The following is a 13,554-nucleotide window of genomic DNA, read 5'->3' on the forward strand; positions in this document are numbered from 1 at the left end:
TCACGCGAACGGCGTGCGGCACCACCGCGGGCGCTCGTCCGGAGGGGCGCGGGCGAGCCGGGACCGCGTGAGCCGGGACCGTGTGGGCCAAGGCCGGGCAGGCCGGGGACCGTGCGGGCCGGGACGGAAGCACGAGGCGGGGGGAGGGGCATGACCGACCGGAGCAGGAGCGGGGTGGAGTTCGGTGTCCTCGGACCGTTGCAGGTGGTCGCGGACGGCCGGCAGCTCGTGCTCGGTCGCCGGGGGATGCGCGGCCTGCTCGCCATGCTGGTGCTGGAGGCCAACCGGGTGGTGCCGATCGACGAGATCGTGGACTGCCTGTGGGGCGACGACCCGCCCGCCACCGCCCGGACCATCGTGCACGGCTACGTGTCGCGGCTGCGGCGGGTGCTGGAGCAGGCCGACCCGGCCGGCTCGGCGCGGATACTGACCACCCCGCCCGGCTACCAGCTCGCGGTCGACCCGTGGCGGCTGGACTTCCACCGGGCCCGGCAGCTGGTGTCCTCCGCGCGGGGCAAGCCCGCGGCGACCCGGGCGCAGCTGCTGCGCGAGTCGCTGGGGCTGTGGCGCGGGCCGGTGCTGGCGGACGTGCCGGGCAACCCGGTGACCACGGACCTGGAGGAGCTGCGGCTGGCCGCGCTGGAGGAGCGCATCGAGGCGGAGCTGGAGCTGGGCCGCCACCTGGAGCTGGTGGGCGAGCTGCGGCAGTTGGTCACCGAGCACCCGTTCCGGGAACGCCTGGTCGGGCAGATGATGCGGGCGCTGTACCGGTCGGGGCAGCGGGCCGACGCGCTGGAGGCGTACCAGCGGTTCCACCGGCGGGTGGTCGACGAGCTGGGCATCGACCCCGGCCCGGGGCTGCGGGTGCTGCACGAGCAGGTGCTGCGCGACGACCCGGCGCTCAGCTCGGCGGGCCAGGCGGAGGCGGCCACGGTGCCGCCGCGGCCGGGCGTGGTGGTGCCCGCCCAGCTGCCCGCCGCGGTCGGCGGGTTCACCGGTCGCGACGAGGAGCTGGGCTGGCTGGACCGGCTGTGCGACGCGCGGGACCGGGCCGCCACCACGGTCGTCGTGGTCAACGGCGCGCCCGGCATCGGCAAGAGCGAGCTGGTCGTCACCTGGGGCCGCCGGCGCGCCGAGCAGTTCCCCGACGGGCTGCTGTTCGCCCCGCTGCACGGCTTCGCGCCCGACCGCGACCCGGTGGAGCCGGCCGAGGTGCTGGCCCGCTTCCTGGTGGCGCTGGGCGTGCCCGCCGACAGCCTGCCCCACGACCTGGACGACCGCGTCGGCCTGTACCGGTCGGTGCTGGCCCGGCGCCGGGTGCTGGTCGTGCTGGACGACGCCTACGACGCCGGGCACGTGCGGCTGCTGCTGCCGCCCGGCGCGGGCTCGGTGGTGCTGGTGACCAGCCGCAAGCGCCTGGAGTCGCTGGTGGTCAGCAACGGCGCCCGGATGCTGACGCTGGACACGCTGACCGACGAGGAGGCGGTCCGGCTGGTGGACGAGGTGGCCGGCAAACCGCTGTCGGAGCAGGAGCCCGACGCCGTGCGGGCGCTGGCCGAGCTGTGCGGGAACCTGCCGCTGGCGCTGCGCATCGCCGCCGCGAAGCTGGTGATCAGTCCGGAGTGGACGGTCGAGGCCCTGGTGGCGCAGCTGTCCGACGACGACGCCCGGCTGCGCACCCTCGACCTGGCGGACACGGGCGTCGGCGTGGCACGGGCGCTGGCCGTGTCCTACCGCAACCTGCCGCCCGAACTGGCGGAGACGTTCCGCGCCGCCGGCGTGGTCCCCGGCCGCTGGGTGAGCCCGCACGCGGTGGCCGCGGTGTGCGACACCGACCTGGGCACGGCCGCGGGCCGGCTGGCCGACCTCGCCGACGCGCACCTGGTGGTCGAGCAGTGGCGCGGCGGGTTCGTGCTGCACGACCTCGTCCGGCTCTACGCGCGGGAGGTCGTGGACGAGGCCGCCTCCGACCGCGCCCTGCGCCACCTGGTCGAGCACTACCTGGTCGCGTGCGACCACGCGCGGCGCCTCGTCCGGCCGGTGGCCGACGGCCTGGACTTCACCGGCGACTCCGCCGCGCCCCGGCCCGCGACCGCGCAGCAGGCGCTGTCCTGGTTCGACAAGGAGTGGCCGAACATCATCGCCCTGGTGCACGCCACCGCCGAGGCGGGCCTGCACCGGCAGACCTGGCAGCTGGTGCGGCTCGTGCACACCTACTGCGTGACCCGGCTGGTCCGGCGCGAGTGGCAGGCCGTCGCGGAGTTCGGCCTGGCCTCCGCGCGGGAGATCGGGGACCGGCGCGGCGAGGTGCTGGTGCTGCACGCCATGCAGGACATCGACAACCGCACCGACTCCCTGCGCGGCACCCTGGAGCGCGCCGAGCTGGCCCACCGGATCGCGGTCGAGCTGGGCGAGCCCCGGTACGTGGCGATGACGCTGGACAAGCTGGCGCTGACCCTGGTCGAGGAGGGGCGGCCGGTGGAGGCGCTGGACCGGCACCGCGAGGCGGTCGAGCTGGCCCGCTACGACGTCGACCCGACCGGCGAGGCCACCGTGCTCAACAACCTGGCCCAGACCGAGCAGCTGCTCGGGCAGCGCGAGACGGCCGCGCAGCACCAGTTCCGGGCGATGGAGATCTACCACCGCATCGGTGACGAGCGGGCCTACGCGGTGGCCGTGAACAACCTGGCCGAGCTGTACGCCGAACTGGGCCTGCTGCCCGAGGCCGAGGAGCACGCCCGCCAGGGCGTGGAACTGGCGCGCGGCGGGTCGATGCAGTTCGAGGAGGCGTTCGGTCGACAGGTGCTCGGCCAGGTGCTGGCGGAGCGGGGCGAGCAGGTGGCGGCGCAGGCCGAACTGGCGGAGTCGCTGCGGTTGTTCGAACGCCTGGGCTCACCCCGGGCGATGTTGGTCCGAACGGCCCTTGAAGCGTTGACCTCAGGGGTTTAGCCGACGTTTAGCTGGACCGCACGAAGTCGTGGGAACTTTGGTGTGCGCTGATCACACCGCTCGCGGTGGTCGGCGCCGGGTGGCTCTTGGAGGGGGACCAGGGGGGAAGCCACCCAACCCGCCCGGCCGGCGTTCGGGGGAGAGCGCCGGCCGGACGGGCCGCTCCCGGGCCGTTCCCGACGCCGTGCGGCCCGCCCCCGCCTCAGTCCGAGCAGACCGGCAGCAGCTCCGGTCGCTTGGGCGCCAGGCCGTCGCCCATCGACTCGCCCCGCAGCTGCCGCCCGATCCACGGCACCACGTGCTCCCGCGCCCACCTCAGGTCGTGCCGGCGCTGGGTCATCCAGTCCTCGTCCACCGGCGGCGGCCAGGGCGCGTCCCACTCCTCGCCCGGCTCGCACCCCAGCACCTCGGCCGCGCGCAGCGCCACCCGCCGGTGCCCCTCGGCCGACAGGTGCAGCCGGTCCTCCGACCACGCGCGCCGGTCGTGCAGCACGGTCATCGACCACAGGTCGACCACCCGGCAGCGGTAGCGCTCGGCCACCGACCACAGGTGGTTGTTGTAGATGGCGATCTTGCCGCGCAGCGACCGCAGCAGCGGCGTGTGCTTCGGGTCGAACCCGGTGAAGACCAGCACCTCGCAGCCCGCCGCGCGCAGGTCGGCCACGGCGATCTCGTAGATCTCGGCCACCGCGTCCGGGTCGCTGCCGGGCACCAGGATGTCGTTGCCGCCGCCGCAGAACGTGACCAGCCGGGGCCGCAGCGACACGGCCAGCGGGACCTGCTCGTCGACGATCTCCTGGAGCACCTTCCCCCGGATCGCCAGGTTGGCGTACCGGAAGCCCTCCTGCCTGGCCGAGAGCACCGCGGCGAGCCGGTCCGCCCAGCCGACGAAGCCGCCGGCCGGCGCGGGGTCGTCCAAGCCCTCGGTGAAGCTGTCCCCCAGTGCGATGAAGCTGTCCAGGACCGGCATGGTCACCTCCTGACGCGGGCACCCCCCGTGACCGCGTCCGACAGCATGCAACGCGGTGCCGGACCTACGCCACCGTCGGTTGCGGCGCTGTCGCGAAGCCGTCACCCACCGGTGTGAACCGCTGTCGGCATTGGGCGAATTCGCCTCGTTCGGGACGCGTCGTCGTGACGCGGATCGCGTCGTGACGGGTCACCCGGCAAGGGCCGGTGCGGGGGAGGGGCCGCCGCCCGGGGACCTCCCCCGCACCGACGTCATCGGCCGCCCACCGCCGCGGGCTCCCGGTAGGCGGCGCGCAACCGCGCCTCGGCCGCGGGTCCCGCGCCCAGCGCGTCCAGCCCGAGCAGCGCGGCCCCGACCACCGGCGGCACGTCCACCACGCGCACCCGGTCGGCGGGCACGGGCAGCCGCGCCCGCACCGCGTCGACCACCGCGTTCCCGGCGCCGGTCAGCACCCCGCCGCCGAGCACCACGTCCACCGGCTCGGCCAGCAGCCCCAGCCGCGCCAGCGACACCCGCGCCAGCAGCGCGACCTCCTCCACCAGCCGGTCCACCACCGCCCGCGCCACCGCGTCGCCGGCCGCCGCCACCTCGAACAGCAGCGGGCACAGCTCGTTCGGGTCGAACCCGACCTCGCCGAAGTGCAGCAGCTCCACCGCCTCGGCCAGGGTGGTCGTGCCGAAGTGCGCGACCACCGCGTCCAGCAGCGCGGTCGGCTCGCCGCGGCCGTCGTCGGCGCGCGCGGCCAGCCACAGCGCCTCGGACCCGAGGTGCGCGCCGCCGCCCCAGTCGCCGGAGATCCGGCCCAGCGCCGGGAACCGGTGCACCCGGCCGTCCGGGGCGACCGCCACGCAGTTGATGCCCGCACCGCACACCACCGCCACGCCGATGCCGTCCGCGGTGCCGGCCCGCAGCAGCGCGAACGTGTCGTTGCCGACCACGGTCGTCGCCGACCACCCGCGCGCCCCGATGGCCGCGCGCAGGTCGTCCTCCTCCCGGGGCAGGTCGGCGCCCGCGAGGTAGGCGGCGGTGTGGGCGGCGATCGGCTCGCCCGCCGGCAGCCCGGCGCGCCGGGCCACCTCGCGCGCCAGGCCCTCGAACACCTCCAGGCTGCGGTCCAGGCCGATGTTCTGCGGCGACGCCCCCGGCCCGCGGACCTGGGCGAGCACCCGCCCGTCCAGGTCGACCAGCGCCATCGCCGTCTTGCTGTTCCCGCCGTCCACGGCGAGCACCCGCTCCGTCACGCGCGTCCCCTCGTCCACGGCAGGAAGTCGGCGTTGCGCGCGACCAGTTCGTCGGCGAGCCGGTCGGCCACCTCGTGCTGCCCCACCAGCGGGTGCGCCAGCAGCGCGTTCGCCACCCGGTCCCGGCCGCCGCGCAGCGCCGCGTCCAGCGCCAGGTGCTCGTAGGCGGTGACGTGCGCGATCAGCCCGGAGAAGGCGGGCGGCACGGGCGGCACGGGCAGCGGTTCCGCGCCGCTCCCGTCGACCACCGCGGGCACCTCGACCACCGCGTCCTCGGGCAGGAACGGCAGCGTGCCGCCGTTGCGGGCGTTGACCACGTGCCGCGACGCGCCCTGCCCGCCGGTCAGCGCGTGCACCAGCTCCACGGCGGCCTCCGAGTAGTACGCCCCGCCGCGCTGGTCCAGCTGCTCGGGCTTGGTGACCACCGCGTCGTCGCGGTAGAGCTCCAGCAGCTCCCGCTCGACGCCCGCCACCACCTCGGCCCGCGGCGGCTCGGTCCGCTGCCGCCGCACCACCTCGTCGTGCTCGTAGAAGTACTTCAGGTAGTACGACGGCACCGCGCCCAGGCGCCGCATCAGCGCCGCGGGCAGCCCGATGTGCCCGGCCAGCGCCTCTGCGTGCCGCTCCAGCAGCTCCGGCAACCGGTCCCGGCCGTGCACGAACACCCCCGTCTCCCAGGTCAGGTGGTTGAGCCCCACGTGCTCCAGCCGCACCGCCCCCGGCTCGACCCCCAGCAGCGCCGCGGTCCACCGCTGGAACGAGATCGCCACGTTGCACAGGCCCACGGCCCGGTGCCCGGCCTGGAGCAGCGCCCGCGTCACGATCCCGACCGGGTTGGTGAAGTCGACGATCCAGGCGTCCTCGCCGGCCGCCGCCCGCACCCGCTCGGCGATGTCGAGCACCACCGGCACGGTCCGCAGCGCCTTGGCCAGCCCGCCCGCGCCGGTCGTCTCCTGGCCCACGCAGCCGCACCCCAGCGGGAACGTCTCGTCCGAGGCGCGCGCCGCCTGGCCGCCGACGCGCAGCTGGAGCAGCACGGCCGATGCCCCGTCCGCGCCCGCCTCCAGGTCGTCGGTGGTGGTGACGCGGGCGTCGTGGCCGGCGTGCCGCAGCAGCCGCTGGGCGAACGCCCCGACCACGGCCAGGCGCTCGGGGTCCGGGTCGACCAGCGCGATCTCGTCGACCGCGAGGCTGGTCCGCCTGCCCGCGATGCCGTCGACCAGCTCGGGCGTGTAGGTGGACCCGCCCCCGACAACGGTCAGCTTCATCCTTTGACTCCGGTGAAGGTGATGCCCCGGACGAACGAGCGCTGCGCGAACGCGAACAGCACGATCGCCGGGAGCATGATCAGCAGGGTGACGGCCATCGACAGGTTCCACTCCACCTGGTGCATCCCCTTGAACGAGGACAGCGCCAGCGACAGCGTCCACCGCTCCGGCACCTCGCTGGTGTAGAGCAGGGGGCCGAAGTAGTCGTTCCAGGTGTAGAGGAAGCAGAACAGCGCGGTCGCCGCGATGCCCGGACGCGCCATCGGCACCACGACCCGCAGCAGGGTCTGGAGCTCGGAGCACCCGTCCACGCGGGCCGCGTCCACGTAGGACTGCGGGATGGTCAGCATGAACTGCCGCAGCAGGAAGACGGAGAACGCGTCGAACAGGAAGTACGGCGCCACCAGCGGCCACAGCGACCCGGTCAGGCCCAGGCTCGACCAGGCGTCGTACAGCGGCACGGCGGTGACCTGCGGCGGCAGCATCATCGCGGCCACCACCAGGAGGAACACGGTGTTGCGGCCGCGCCACCGCAGCTTGGCCAGGGCGTAGGCGGCGGGGATCGACGACAGCAGCATCCCCGCGGTGGCCAGCAGCGAGTACAGCAGGCTGTTGCCCAGGTACGTCAGCAGCGGCGCGGTCTCGAAGACCTCCGCGAAGTTGCCCCAGTGCCACTCGCGCGGCCACAGGTCCTCGCCGAACGCCTGCTCGTCCGACATGACCGCGGTGAGGAACACGAAGACCACGGGCAGGGCGAACGCCAGGCCCAGCGCCAGGCCGAGGCTGTGCACCGCGACCCACTCCAGGGCGGCGCGCCGGTTCACCGGCCGCCGGGTGGCGGGCCGGGGCGGCGCGGGAGGGCGCGGCACCGCGGTCACGTCCCCTCCTCCTGGTGCGAGGCCCGGCGCATCCGCTGCACCAGCAGCGCGGTGACCGCGAACGACACGACGAACAGCACGGTCGCCATCGCCGCGGCGTAGCCCATGTCGAAGTAGCGGAAGCCCTGGGTGAACAGCCACACGGGGTAGGTCAGCGTGGAGTTGCCGGGGAAGCCGAGGTCGCCGGTGCTGCCGGTGACGTTGGCCGAGCCGCTGGCCGCCGAGCCCGCCACGACGGCCTGGGTGAACAGCTGCAACGCCAGGATCACCGAGTTCACCACGCCGAACAGCAGCACCGGCGAGATGGCCGGCAGCGTCACGTGCCACCAGCGCCGGACCGGGCCGGCGCCGTCCAGCGCGGCGGCCTCGTGCTGGTCGCGCGGCACGTCCAGGACCGCGGCCAGGATGATGATCATCAGGTCGCCGGACACCCACAGCACCACCGCGGCGATGCCGGGCTTGGCCCACGCCGGGTCCGCGAACCACAGCGGCCCCTCCACGCCGAACCAGCCCAGCACCGAGTCCACCGGGCCCTCGTTCGGGCGGAACAGCAGGAAGAACACCAGGGTCGCGGCGACCGGCGGGGTCAGGGAGGGCAGGTAGCACAGGGTGCGCACCAGGCCGACGCCGCGGCGCAGCCGGGCCACCACCGACGCCACGCCCAGCGCGAACAGCACGCGGCCGGCGGTGAGCACCACCACGAACCACAGCGTGTTGCGCACCGAGGTCCAGAACAGCTCGTCGGAGAACATGTAGGCGTAGTTCGCCAGGCCCGTCCACTCGGGCGGGTTGATCAGGTCGTACCGGGTGAAGGAGAACACCACCGTGGCGACCAGCGGGTAGGCGAAGAACAGGGCGAACCCGAGGGCGGCGGGGGCGAGGAAGCCGAGGACCGCGAGGCGGTGCCGGGTGCGCCGGGGCCGACCCCGGGCGGGGGCGGCCCGCGACGCCCCCGCGCGCTCCAGGGTGGCTGTCACCGGCCGCTCTTGGCGATCTGCTCGTCGACGCGCCGGTCGACCTCGGCCAGGCCCGCCTCCAGGTCGGGCACCGCGCCCGACTGCCAGGACGCGGCGAAGTCGCCCACGGCCTTGATGTGCGCGTTGCCGATCGGCGTGACCGGGTTGCCCTGGAGCCTGCCGGAGCGGGCCAGGTCGACGAACGTGCGGAAGTTCTCGTCCACCTCCAGGCGCGGGTCGTCGAGGGCGGCCCTGGTGGTGGGGATGTTCTTGATGCCGTTGGCCAGGTCGACGATCGCGTCGGTGTCGAAGGACAGGTGCTTGATCAGCTCCCAGGCCGCGCCGGGGTTCTTCGCGCCCTTCGGGATGCCCATGATCGAGCCGGTGGTGAAGCCGGTGCCGTACAGCTCGGGGCGGCTCGTCGGGAACGGCGCGGTGCCGTAGGACAGGTCGGGCGCCTGGTCGTCGAGGAACGCCGTGCGGTACTCGCCGTCCATCATCATGGCGATCTTGCGCTGGTGGAAGGCGTGGTCGGGCGAGTACTGCTGGCCGAGCCCGGCGCGGAACCGCTCCAGGTCCTCGTAGCCGTAGAAGTCGACGAGCTCCTTCTGGAAGCGCAGCATCTCGGCCCACTCGGGCGTGGCGAGCGAGGACCCGCCGTCCGGGCCGGCCCACCGCGCGCCGAAGTGCGGCGCCCAGTTCTGCGGGTTGTTGGCGTAGAACGGCATGGTCGGCAGGAAGCCCGCCACCTCGATGGAGCCGTCGGCGGCCCGCTTCGTGGTGCGCTTGGCGTAGTCGAGCAGCTCGGCGGTGGTGCGCGGCGGCGCGGTGAGGCCGGCCTCGGCCAGCATCCCCCTGTTGTAGTAGAGCCCGTAGACGTCGCTGAGCAGCGGCATCGCGCAGCGGTTGCCCTTGTACTCGGTGTAGGAGCGGACCGCGTCGGGGATCTGCCCGAGGTCGACCCGGTCGCGGTCGACGTAGGGCTGGAGCGGCTGGAAGGTGCCGGACGAGCAGAACTGGCCGATGTTGTCGGTGGCCCACGACATGGCCACGTCCGGCGGGTTGCCGCCGCGGATGCCCGCGGTGATCTTGTCGTCGTCCTGGCTGCCCTCGTGCTCGATCTCGGCGTTCGGGAACTTCGCCCTGAAGCTCTCCAGGGCCTTGGTTACCTCGGTCAGCTCCCGGCCGGAGTAGTTGCTCCAGACGGTCAGGGTGAACTTCTCGTCCGCGCCGGGGGCGGTGGTCGGGCCCCCGCCGGTGTCGCGGCCGGAACCCGCCGCGCACGCGGTCAGGGACACCGCCGCGGCCACGAACAGCAGCGTCGCGCGGTGGAGCTTGCGCATGTGCTCTCCTTCGTCTCAGGGGGACGTCGGCGCGAGCCTGGGCGTGCCGGGCTACTGCTCCCCGGGTGCCCCCGGTGGCTCGCGGAAGGGCTCGGTCGTGGCGGCGGGCAGACCGAACACCTGTTCCCGGGCGACCGACAGGGCGGCGTGCAGGGCGCCGGAGCGCACCGGCGCGCCGGTCACCCGGGCGAGTCGGACGGTGGTGCGGGGCACCACCAGCAGGCGCAGCTCGGCGGCGACGAGGTCGGCCAGGGCGGTGCCGCCCGCCTGCGCGACCTCGCCGGAGAGCAGCACCAGTTCGGGGTCGACCACGGCGACCACGTTCGCCACGCCGGTGGCGACGCGGCGGGCGAGGTCCACCAGGAACTCGCGGCCCGCGGCGCCCTCGCCGAGGGCCTTGGCCACGGCGGCGCGGCCGGTGCGGGCGGACACGCCGTGCGCGCGGGCGAGCCGGGCGATGGCGGAGCTGTCGAGCAGGTCGCCGTAGCGGCTGCCGGTGCGGTCGGTGCCGGTGTCGGCGTGCGCGTGGTCGGGCACCCGCATGGCGTCGATCTCGCCCGCGCCGCCGGTCGCGCCGCGCAGCAGTGAGCCGTTGACCACGATCGCCGCGCCGACCGCGTCGGCGGGCCAGAGCAGCACGAAGTTCCGGACGTGGCGGGCGTTGCCGGCGACCATCTCCTCCAGCGCCACCAGGTTCACGTCGTTCTCGACCGTGACGCCGGTGCCCAGCACGTCCTGGAGGTCGCCGGGCAGGTCCTTGTCCTCCCAGCCGGGCATGTGCGGGGCGTAGTTCAGCCTGCCGGTGGTGGGGTCGACCGCGCCGGGGCTGCCCACGACCACGTGGTGCAGGGCGGCGGTGGTGAGGTCGGCCTGGGCGGCGGCCTTGGCGACCGCGGCGCGGAACGCCTCCAGCACGCCGGTGCGGGGCATGGGCGCGCGGTGCTCGGTGAGCACGGCGCCGGAGATGTCCGCGACCGCGATGTCCACCGAGTCGGGGGTGAGGTCGACGGCGGCCACGTGGGCGAGCGCGCCGTTGACCGACCACAGCTGGGCGCGCGGGCCGCGGCCGCCGCCGCGCAGGCCGCTGCGCAGGACGGTGCCCTCCTGCTCCAGGCGGGTCAGCAGCTGGGCGGTGGCCGGCTTGGACAGGCCGATGACGGCCTCCAGCTCGGACCTGGTGAGGGGGCCGTTGCGGAGCAGCGCCTCGATCGCGGCGCGGTCGTTGATCTCCCGCAGCAGCCTCGGACTCCCGGCTCGCATCGCCACTCCTGTCTGTTAACTTTCCAGACTATTTACGGGGACCGTAGTGACGGGTCCCACCGGCGTCAATACCGGTGGTGTTCGCGGGAGCGGCCCCGGGCGCGGCGGGTGCCGGATAGCGTGCGGGTCCATGGCGAGAATCCACGCGGGCGCGACGCTGACGCCGGGTTTCCGCGAGTTCCTGGCGCCGTGGGTGGCGCGGCAGCCCTGGTACCGGGGCGCGGGCGTGCCGGTCCTGGCGCCGGTCGGGTTCTTCCGGTTCGAGGACCCGGCGGGCGAGGTCGGGCTGGAGACGCACCTCGTGACCGACGGGACCGACCTCTACCACGTGCCGATGACCTACCGGGGCGCCCCGTTGGCGGGGGCGGGGCACGCGGTGGTCGCCACGCCCGAGCACAGCGTGCTGGGCACCCGGTGGATCTACGACGGCGAGGCCGACCCGGTGTGGCGCGAGCGCGTGCTGGACCTGGTGCGCGCCGGCGGCGCCTCGGACCCGGCCGGGCGCGGGGGTATGGGGCCCGCCGGGGCGCGGGGCGAGCGGCTCGGGCCGGTCGACGAGGGGGCGCTCGTGGAGCCGGTGCGGGTGCCGGTCGTCGGGACGCCCGAGCCCGGTCCGGACGTCGTCGGGTTGGTGGTGGGGACGTGGCACCCCGGTGGCCCGGACGCCGGGGCGGTCGGCGGGTGCCTCGCCGTGGTCCGCCGGACCGGGCCTGTAGTGCCGGGTACGTAGCGCCGCCCTCGTAACGCCGCCCTCGTAGCGCTGCCTTCGTAGCCCGGCCCCGCAGCCCGGTCCCGCGGTCCCCGCCCCGGGCCACCGGACGGGGCCGCTGACGGGCTTAGGGTCGCCTAAGGCACCCTGGGGGCATGACGGACACGCGTCAGGATTCGCTGGCCGCGCTGCTGGGCGGGCGGGGCGGTGCGCTGGACGCCTCGCTGCCGCCGGTGGCGTTCGTGCTCGGGTGGCTGCTGGGCGGGCGCTCCATCGCGGTGGGCGCGGCGGCGGCCGTGGCGTGCGGTGTGGTGGTCGGCGTGGTGCGGGTGGCCCGGGGCGCCCGGCCGCGGGCGCTGCTGGTGTCGGTGTCGCTGGTCGTGCTGGCGGCCTACGTCGCGCTGCGCACCGGCCGGCCCGAGGACTTCTTCCTGCTCCAGGTCTTCCTGAACGCGGCGTCCGCGCTGGTCTGGGCGGCGTCCATCGCGGTGCGGTGGCCCCTGCTGGGCGTGGTGGTGGGCCTGGTCACCGGGCAGCGGTTCCGCTGGCGGCGCGACCCGGACCTGCTGCGGGCCTACCGGATCGCGTCCTGGCCGTGGGTCGGCCAGTACGTGCTGCGGGTGGTCGTGTTCGGGGCGCTGTGGCTGGCGGGCCAGGTCGTGCTGCTGGGCGTGATGCGGGTCGCCCTGACCTGGCCCCTCCAGGTGGCCTGCGTCGCGCTGAGCTGGTGGGTGCTGCGCCGGACCCTGCCCGACGACCACCCGGGGCTGCGCCACCCCCGCGAGCGCCCGTAGGCGCTGCGCTCCGGGCGTTCCTAGCGGCGCGGACCAGGTGAGAACGCCGCCGTGATGATCCGGACCGCCGCGTCCGGCTGGTCGCCACCCATCCTGAGCGTGTTCACCGAGTAGACCAGCGTGCGGGCGCCGTCGGCGGTGCCCGCCACGCCGTTGTTGTAGCCGGGCCGGTCGCCGCTCTTGCCCCACACCACCAGGCCGGGCGCGAGCTCGATGCGGGTGATGCCCAGGGCGTGCGCCGTGCCGGGCGCGTTCGTGCCGGGCACCGCCGGGGCGTCGGGCACGGTCAGCAGCTCGGCCCGCTGCGCCGGGGTGAGGAAGTCGCCGCGCAGCAGGGCGCCCAGGAACCGGTCCAGGTCGGGCGCGCTGGAGACGGCCTCGGCGGCGGCCCACTGGAGGGTCGGGTTGGTCTCGGTGACGTCGACGTGGCCGGTCGCGGTGCGCTCGTAGCCGTGCGCGTGAGGGCCCCTGATGCGCGGGTCGGCGCCGGGGAGGTGGGTGTCGCGCAGCCCCAGCGGCCGGATGACCTCCTCGCGCACGGTCTCCGCGTACGGCCGCCCGGTCACCGCCTCGATCACCAAGCCGGCCACCAGGTAGCCGGCGTTGCCGTACTCCTGGCGCGTGCCGGGGTCGAACCGCGGTCCGCGGGCCACGCCCAGCTCCACCACCTCCCGCGGGTCGAAGGTGTCGTAGCGGTGCGCCAGGAACCAGTCCGGGTCCTTATGCGGCAGCCCGTGCCCGGCGATGCCGTGCGTGTGGTCGAGCAGCTGCCGCACGGTGACCGGCTCGAAGTCGGGGGTGAGCAGGCCGGGCAGGTAGTGCTGCACGGTCCGGTCGAGGTCGAGCCGGCCGGAGCCGGCGAGCTTGAGCGCGGCGGTGGCGGTGAACAGCTTGGTGATGCTGCCGACCCGGAACCGGCCGTCCGGGTGCACGGGCTGCCGCGTGCCCAGCCGCGCCACCCCGCCCGAGCCGCGCCAGGAGCCCCGGTGGCCGGACACGCGCACCAGCGCGCCGCTCGCCTCGTCGTCCGGCAGGGAGGCGACGGCGGCGCGCAGCGCGTCCCGGTCCGGCCCCGGCAGGGTCGTGCCCAACAGGGTCGTGCCCGGCAGGGTCGTGCCCGGCAGGGTCGTGCCCGGCAGGGTCGTGCCCGGCAGGGTCGTGCCCGGCAGGGTCGTGCCCGGCAGGG

The 13,554-nt window shown here is 75.0% G+C and carries 11 protein-coding genes; 3 read left to right on the forward strand and 8 right to left on the reverse strand.

The features are described 5' to 3' along the window. Positions 1–150: 150 nt before the first annotated feature. Positions 151–2,949, forward strand: coding sequence for an AfsR/SARP family transcriptional regulator (locus tag ACFP3R_RS31620; protein ID WP_380641426.1), 2,799 nt, complete (start codon positions 151–153; stop codon positions 2,947–2,949). A 202-nt stretch (positions 2,950–3,151) separates the two neighbouring features. Here ACFP3R_RS31620 and ACFP3R_RS31625 read toward each other — a convergent pair whose 3' ends face one another. The 7 genes from ACFP3R_RS31625 to ACFP3R_RS31655 form a co-directional block, all read right to left on the reverse strand. Beyond that, positions 3,152–3,919: an SGNH/GDSL hydrolase family protein gene (locus tag ACFP3R_RS31625; RefSeq protein WP_380641428.1), complete on the reverse strand. Its 768-nt coding sequence runs from the start codon at positions 3,917–3,919 to the stop codon at positions 3,152–3,154. A 251-nt stretch (positions 3,920–4,170) separates the two neighbouring features. Then, on the reverse strand, positions 4,171–5,160 hold the full coding sequence (locus ACFP3R_RS31630) for an N-acetylglucosamine kinase (protein WP_380641430.1): 990 nt from the start codon (positions 5,158–5,160) through the stop codon (positions 4,171–4,173). Beyond that, a complete protein-coding gene (locus tag ACFP3R_RS31635) occupies positions 5,157–6,428 on the reverse strand; it encodes a 6-phospho-beta-glucosidase (protein WP_380641431.1) in 1,272 nt (423 codons plus the stop codon). The genes ACFP3R_RS31630 and ACFP3R_RS31635 overlap by 4 nt, the downstream gene beginning before the upstream one ends. After that, on the reverse strand, positions 6,425–7,306 hold the full coding sequence (locus tag ACFP3R_RS31640; RefSeq protein WP_380641433.1) for a carbohydrate ABC transporter permease: 882 nt from the start codon (positions 7,304–7,306) through the stop codon (positions 6,425–6,427). Before ACFP3R_RS31640 ends, ACFP3R_RS31635 begins: the two co-directional genes overlap by 4 nt. Beyond that, on the reverse strand, positions 7,303–8,283 hold the full coding sequence (locus tag ACFP3R_RS31645; protein WP_380641435.1) for a carbohydrate ABC transporter permease: 981 nt from the start codon (positions 8,281–8,283) through the stop codon (positions 7,303–7,305). Before ACFP3R_RS31645 ends, ACFP3R_RS31640 begins: the two co-directional genes overlap by 4 nt. Continuing rightward, complete coding sequence (locus ACFP3R_RS31650) at positions 8,280–9,605, reverse strand: extracellular solute-binding protein (protein WP_380641437.1); 1,326 nt, start codon at positions 9,603–9,605, stop codon at positions 8,280–8,282. Before ACFP3R_RS31650 ends, ACFP3R_RS31645 begins: the two co-directional genes overlap by 4 nt. Before the next feature lie 51 nt (positions 9,606–9,656). Further along, positions 9,657–10,865: an ROK family transcriptional regulator gene (locus ACFP3R_RS31655; protein WP_380641439.1), complete on the reverse strand. Its 1,209-nt coding sequence runs from the start codon at positions 10,863–10,865 to the stop codon at positions 9,657–9,659. A gap of 130 nt (positions 10,866–10,995) precedes the next feature. On the opposite strand from ACFP3R_RS31655, the gene ACFP3R_RS31660 reads away from it, so the two are divergent. Continuing rightward, positions 10,996–11,595 carry a maltokinase N-terminal cap-like domain-containing protein gene (locus ACFP3R_RS31660; RefSeq protein ID WP_380641441.1) on the forward strand — a complete coding sequence of 200 codons (600 nt, stop codon included), beginning with the start codon at positions 10,996–10,998 and terminating at the stop codon, positions 11,593–11,595. A 134-nt stretch (positions 11,596–11,729) separates the two neighbouring features. After that, a complete protein-coding gene (locus tag ACFP3R_RS31665; protein ID WP_380641443.1) occupies positions 11,730–12,368 on the forward strand; it encodes a DUF3159 domain-containing protein in 639 nt (212 codons plus the stop codon). A gap of 20 nt (positions 12,369–12,388) precedes the next feature. Here the strand turns inward: ACFP3R_RS31665 and ACFP3R_RS31670 are convergent. Beyond that, positions 12,389–13,554: serine hydrolase domain-containing protein (locus tag ACFP3R_RS31670; RefSeq protein WP_380641445.1), on the reverse strand; the 1,166-nt coding region annotated here is incomplete at its 5' end.

Origin of the sequence: Saccharothrix lopnurensis (assembly GCF_042658445.1) — a bacterium.
In the GTDB taxonomy this organism is placed as follows: Bacteria; Actinomycetota; Actinomycetes; order Mycobacteriales; family Pseudonocardiaceae; genus Actinosynnema; species Actinosynnema lopnurensis.

Excerpts from the sequence above, each read along its gene's own strand:
- ACFP3R_RS31620 (WP_380641426.1), top strand. The coding sequence starts at position 151 with ATGACCGACCGGAGCAGGAGCGGGGTGGAGTTCGGTGTCCTCGGACCG.
- ACFP3R_RS31625 (WP_380641428.1), bottom strand. The coding sequence starts at position 3,919 with ATGCCGGTCCTGGACAGCTTCATCGCACTGGGGGACAGCTTCACCGAG.
- ACFP3R_RS31635 (WP_380641431.1), bottom strand. The coding sequence starts at position 6,428 with ATGAAGCTGACCGTTGTCGGGGGCGGGTCCACCTACACGCCCGAGCTG.
- ACFP3R_RS31650 (WP_380641437.1), bottom strand. The coding sequence starts at position 9,605 with ATGCGCAAGCTCCACCGCGCGACGCTGCTGTTCGTGGCCGCGGCGGTG.
- ACFP3R_RS31655 (WP_380641439.1), bottom strand. The coding sequence starts at position 10,865 with ATGCGAGCCGGGAGTCCGAGGCTGCTGCGGGAGATCAACGACCGCGCC.
- ACFP3R_RS31660 (WP_380641441.1), top strand. The coding sequence starts at position 10,996 with ATGGCGAGAATCCACGCGGGCGCGACGCTGACGCCGGGTTTCCGCGAG.
- ACFP3R_RS31665 (WP_380641443.1), top strand. The coding sequence starts at position 11,730 with ATGACGGACACGCGTCAGGATTCGCTGGCCGCGCTGCTGGGCGGGCGG.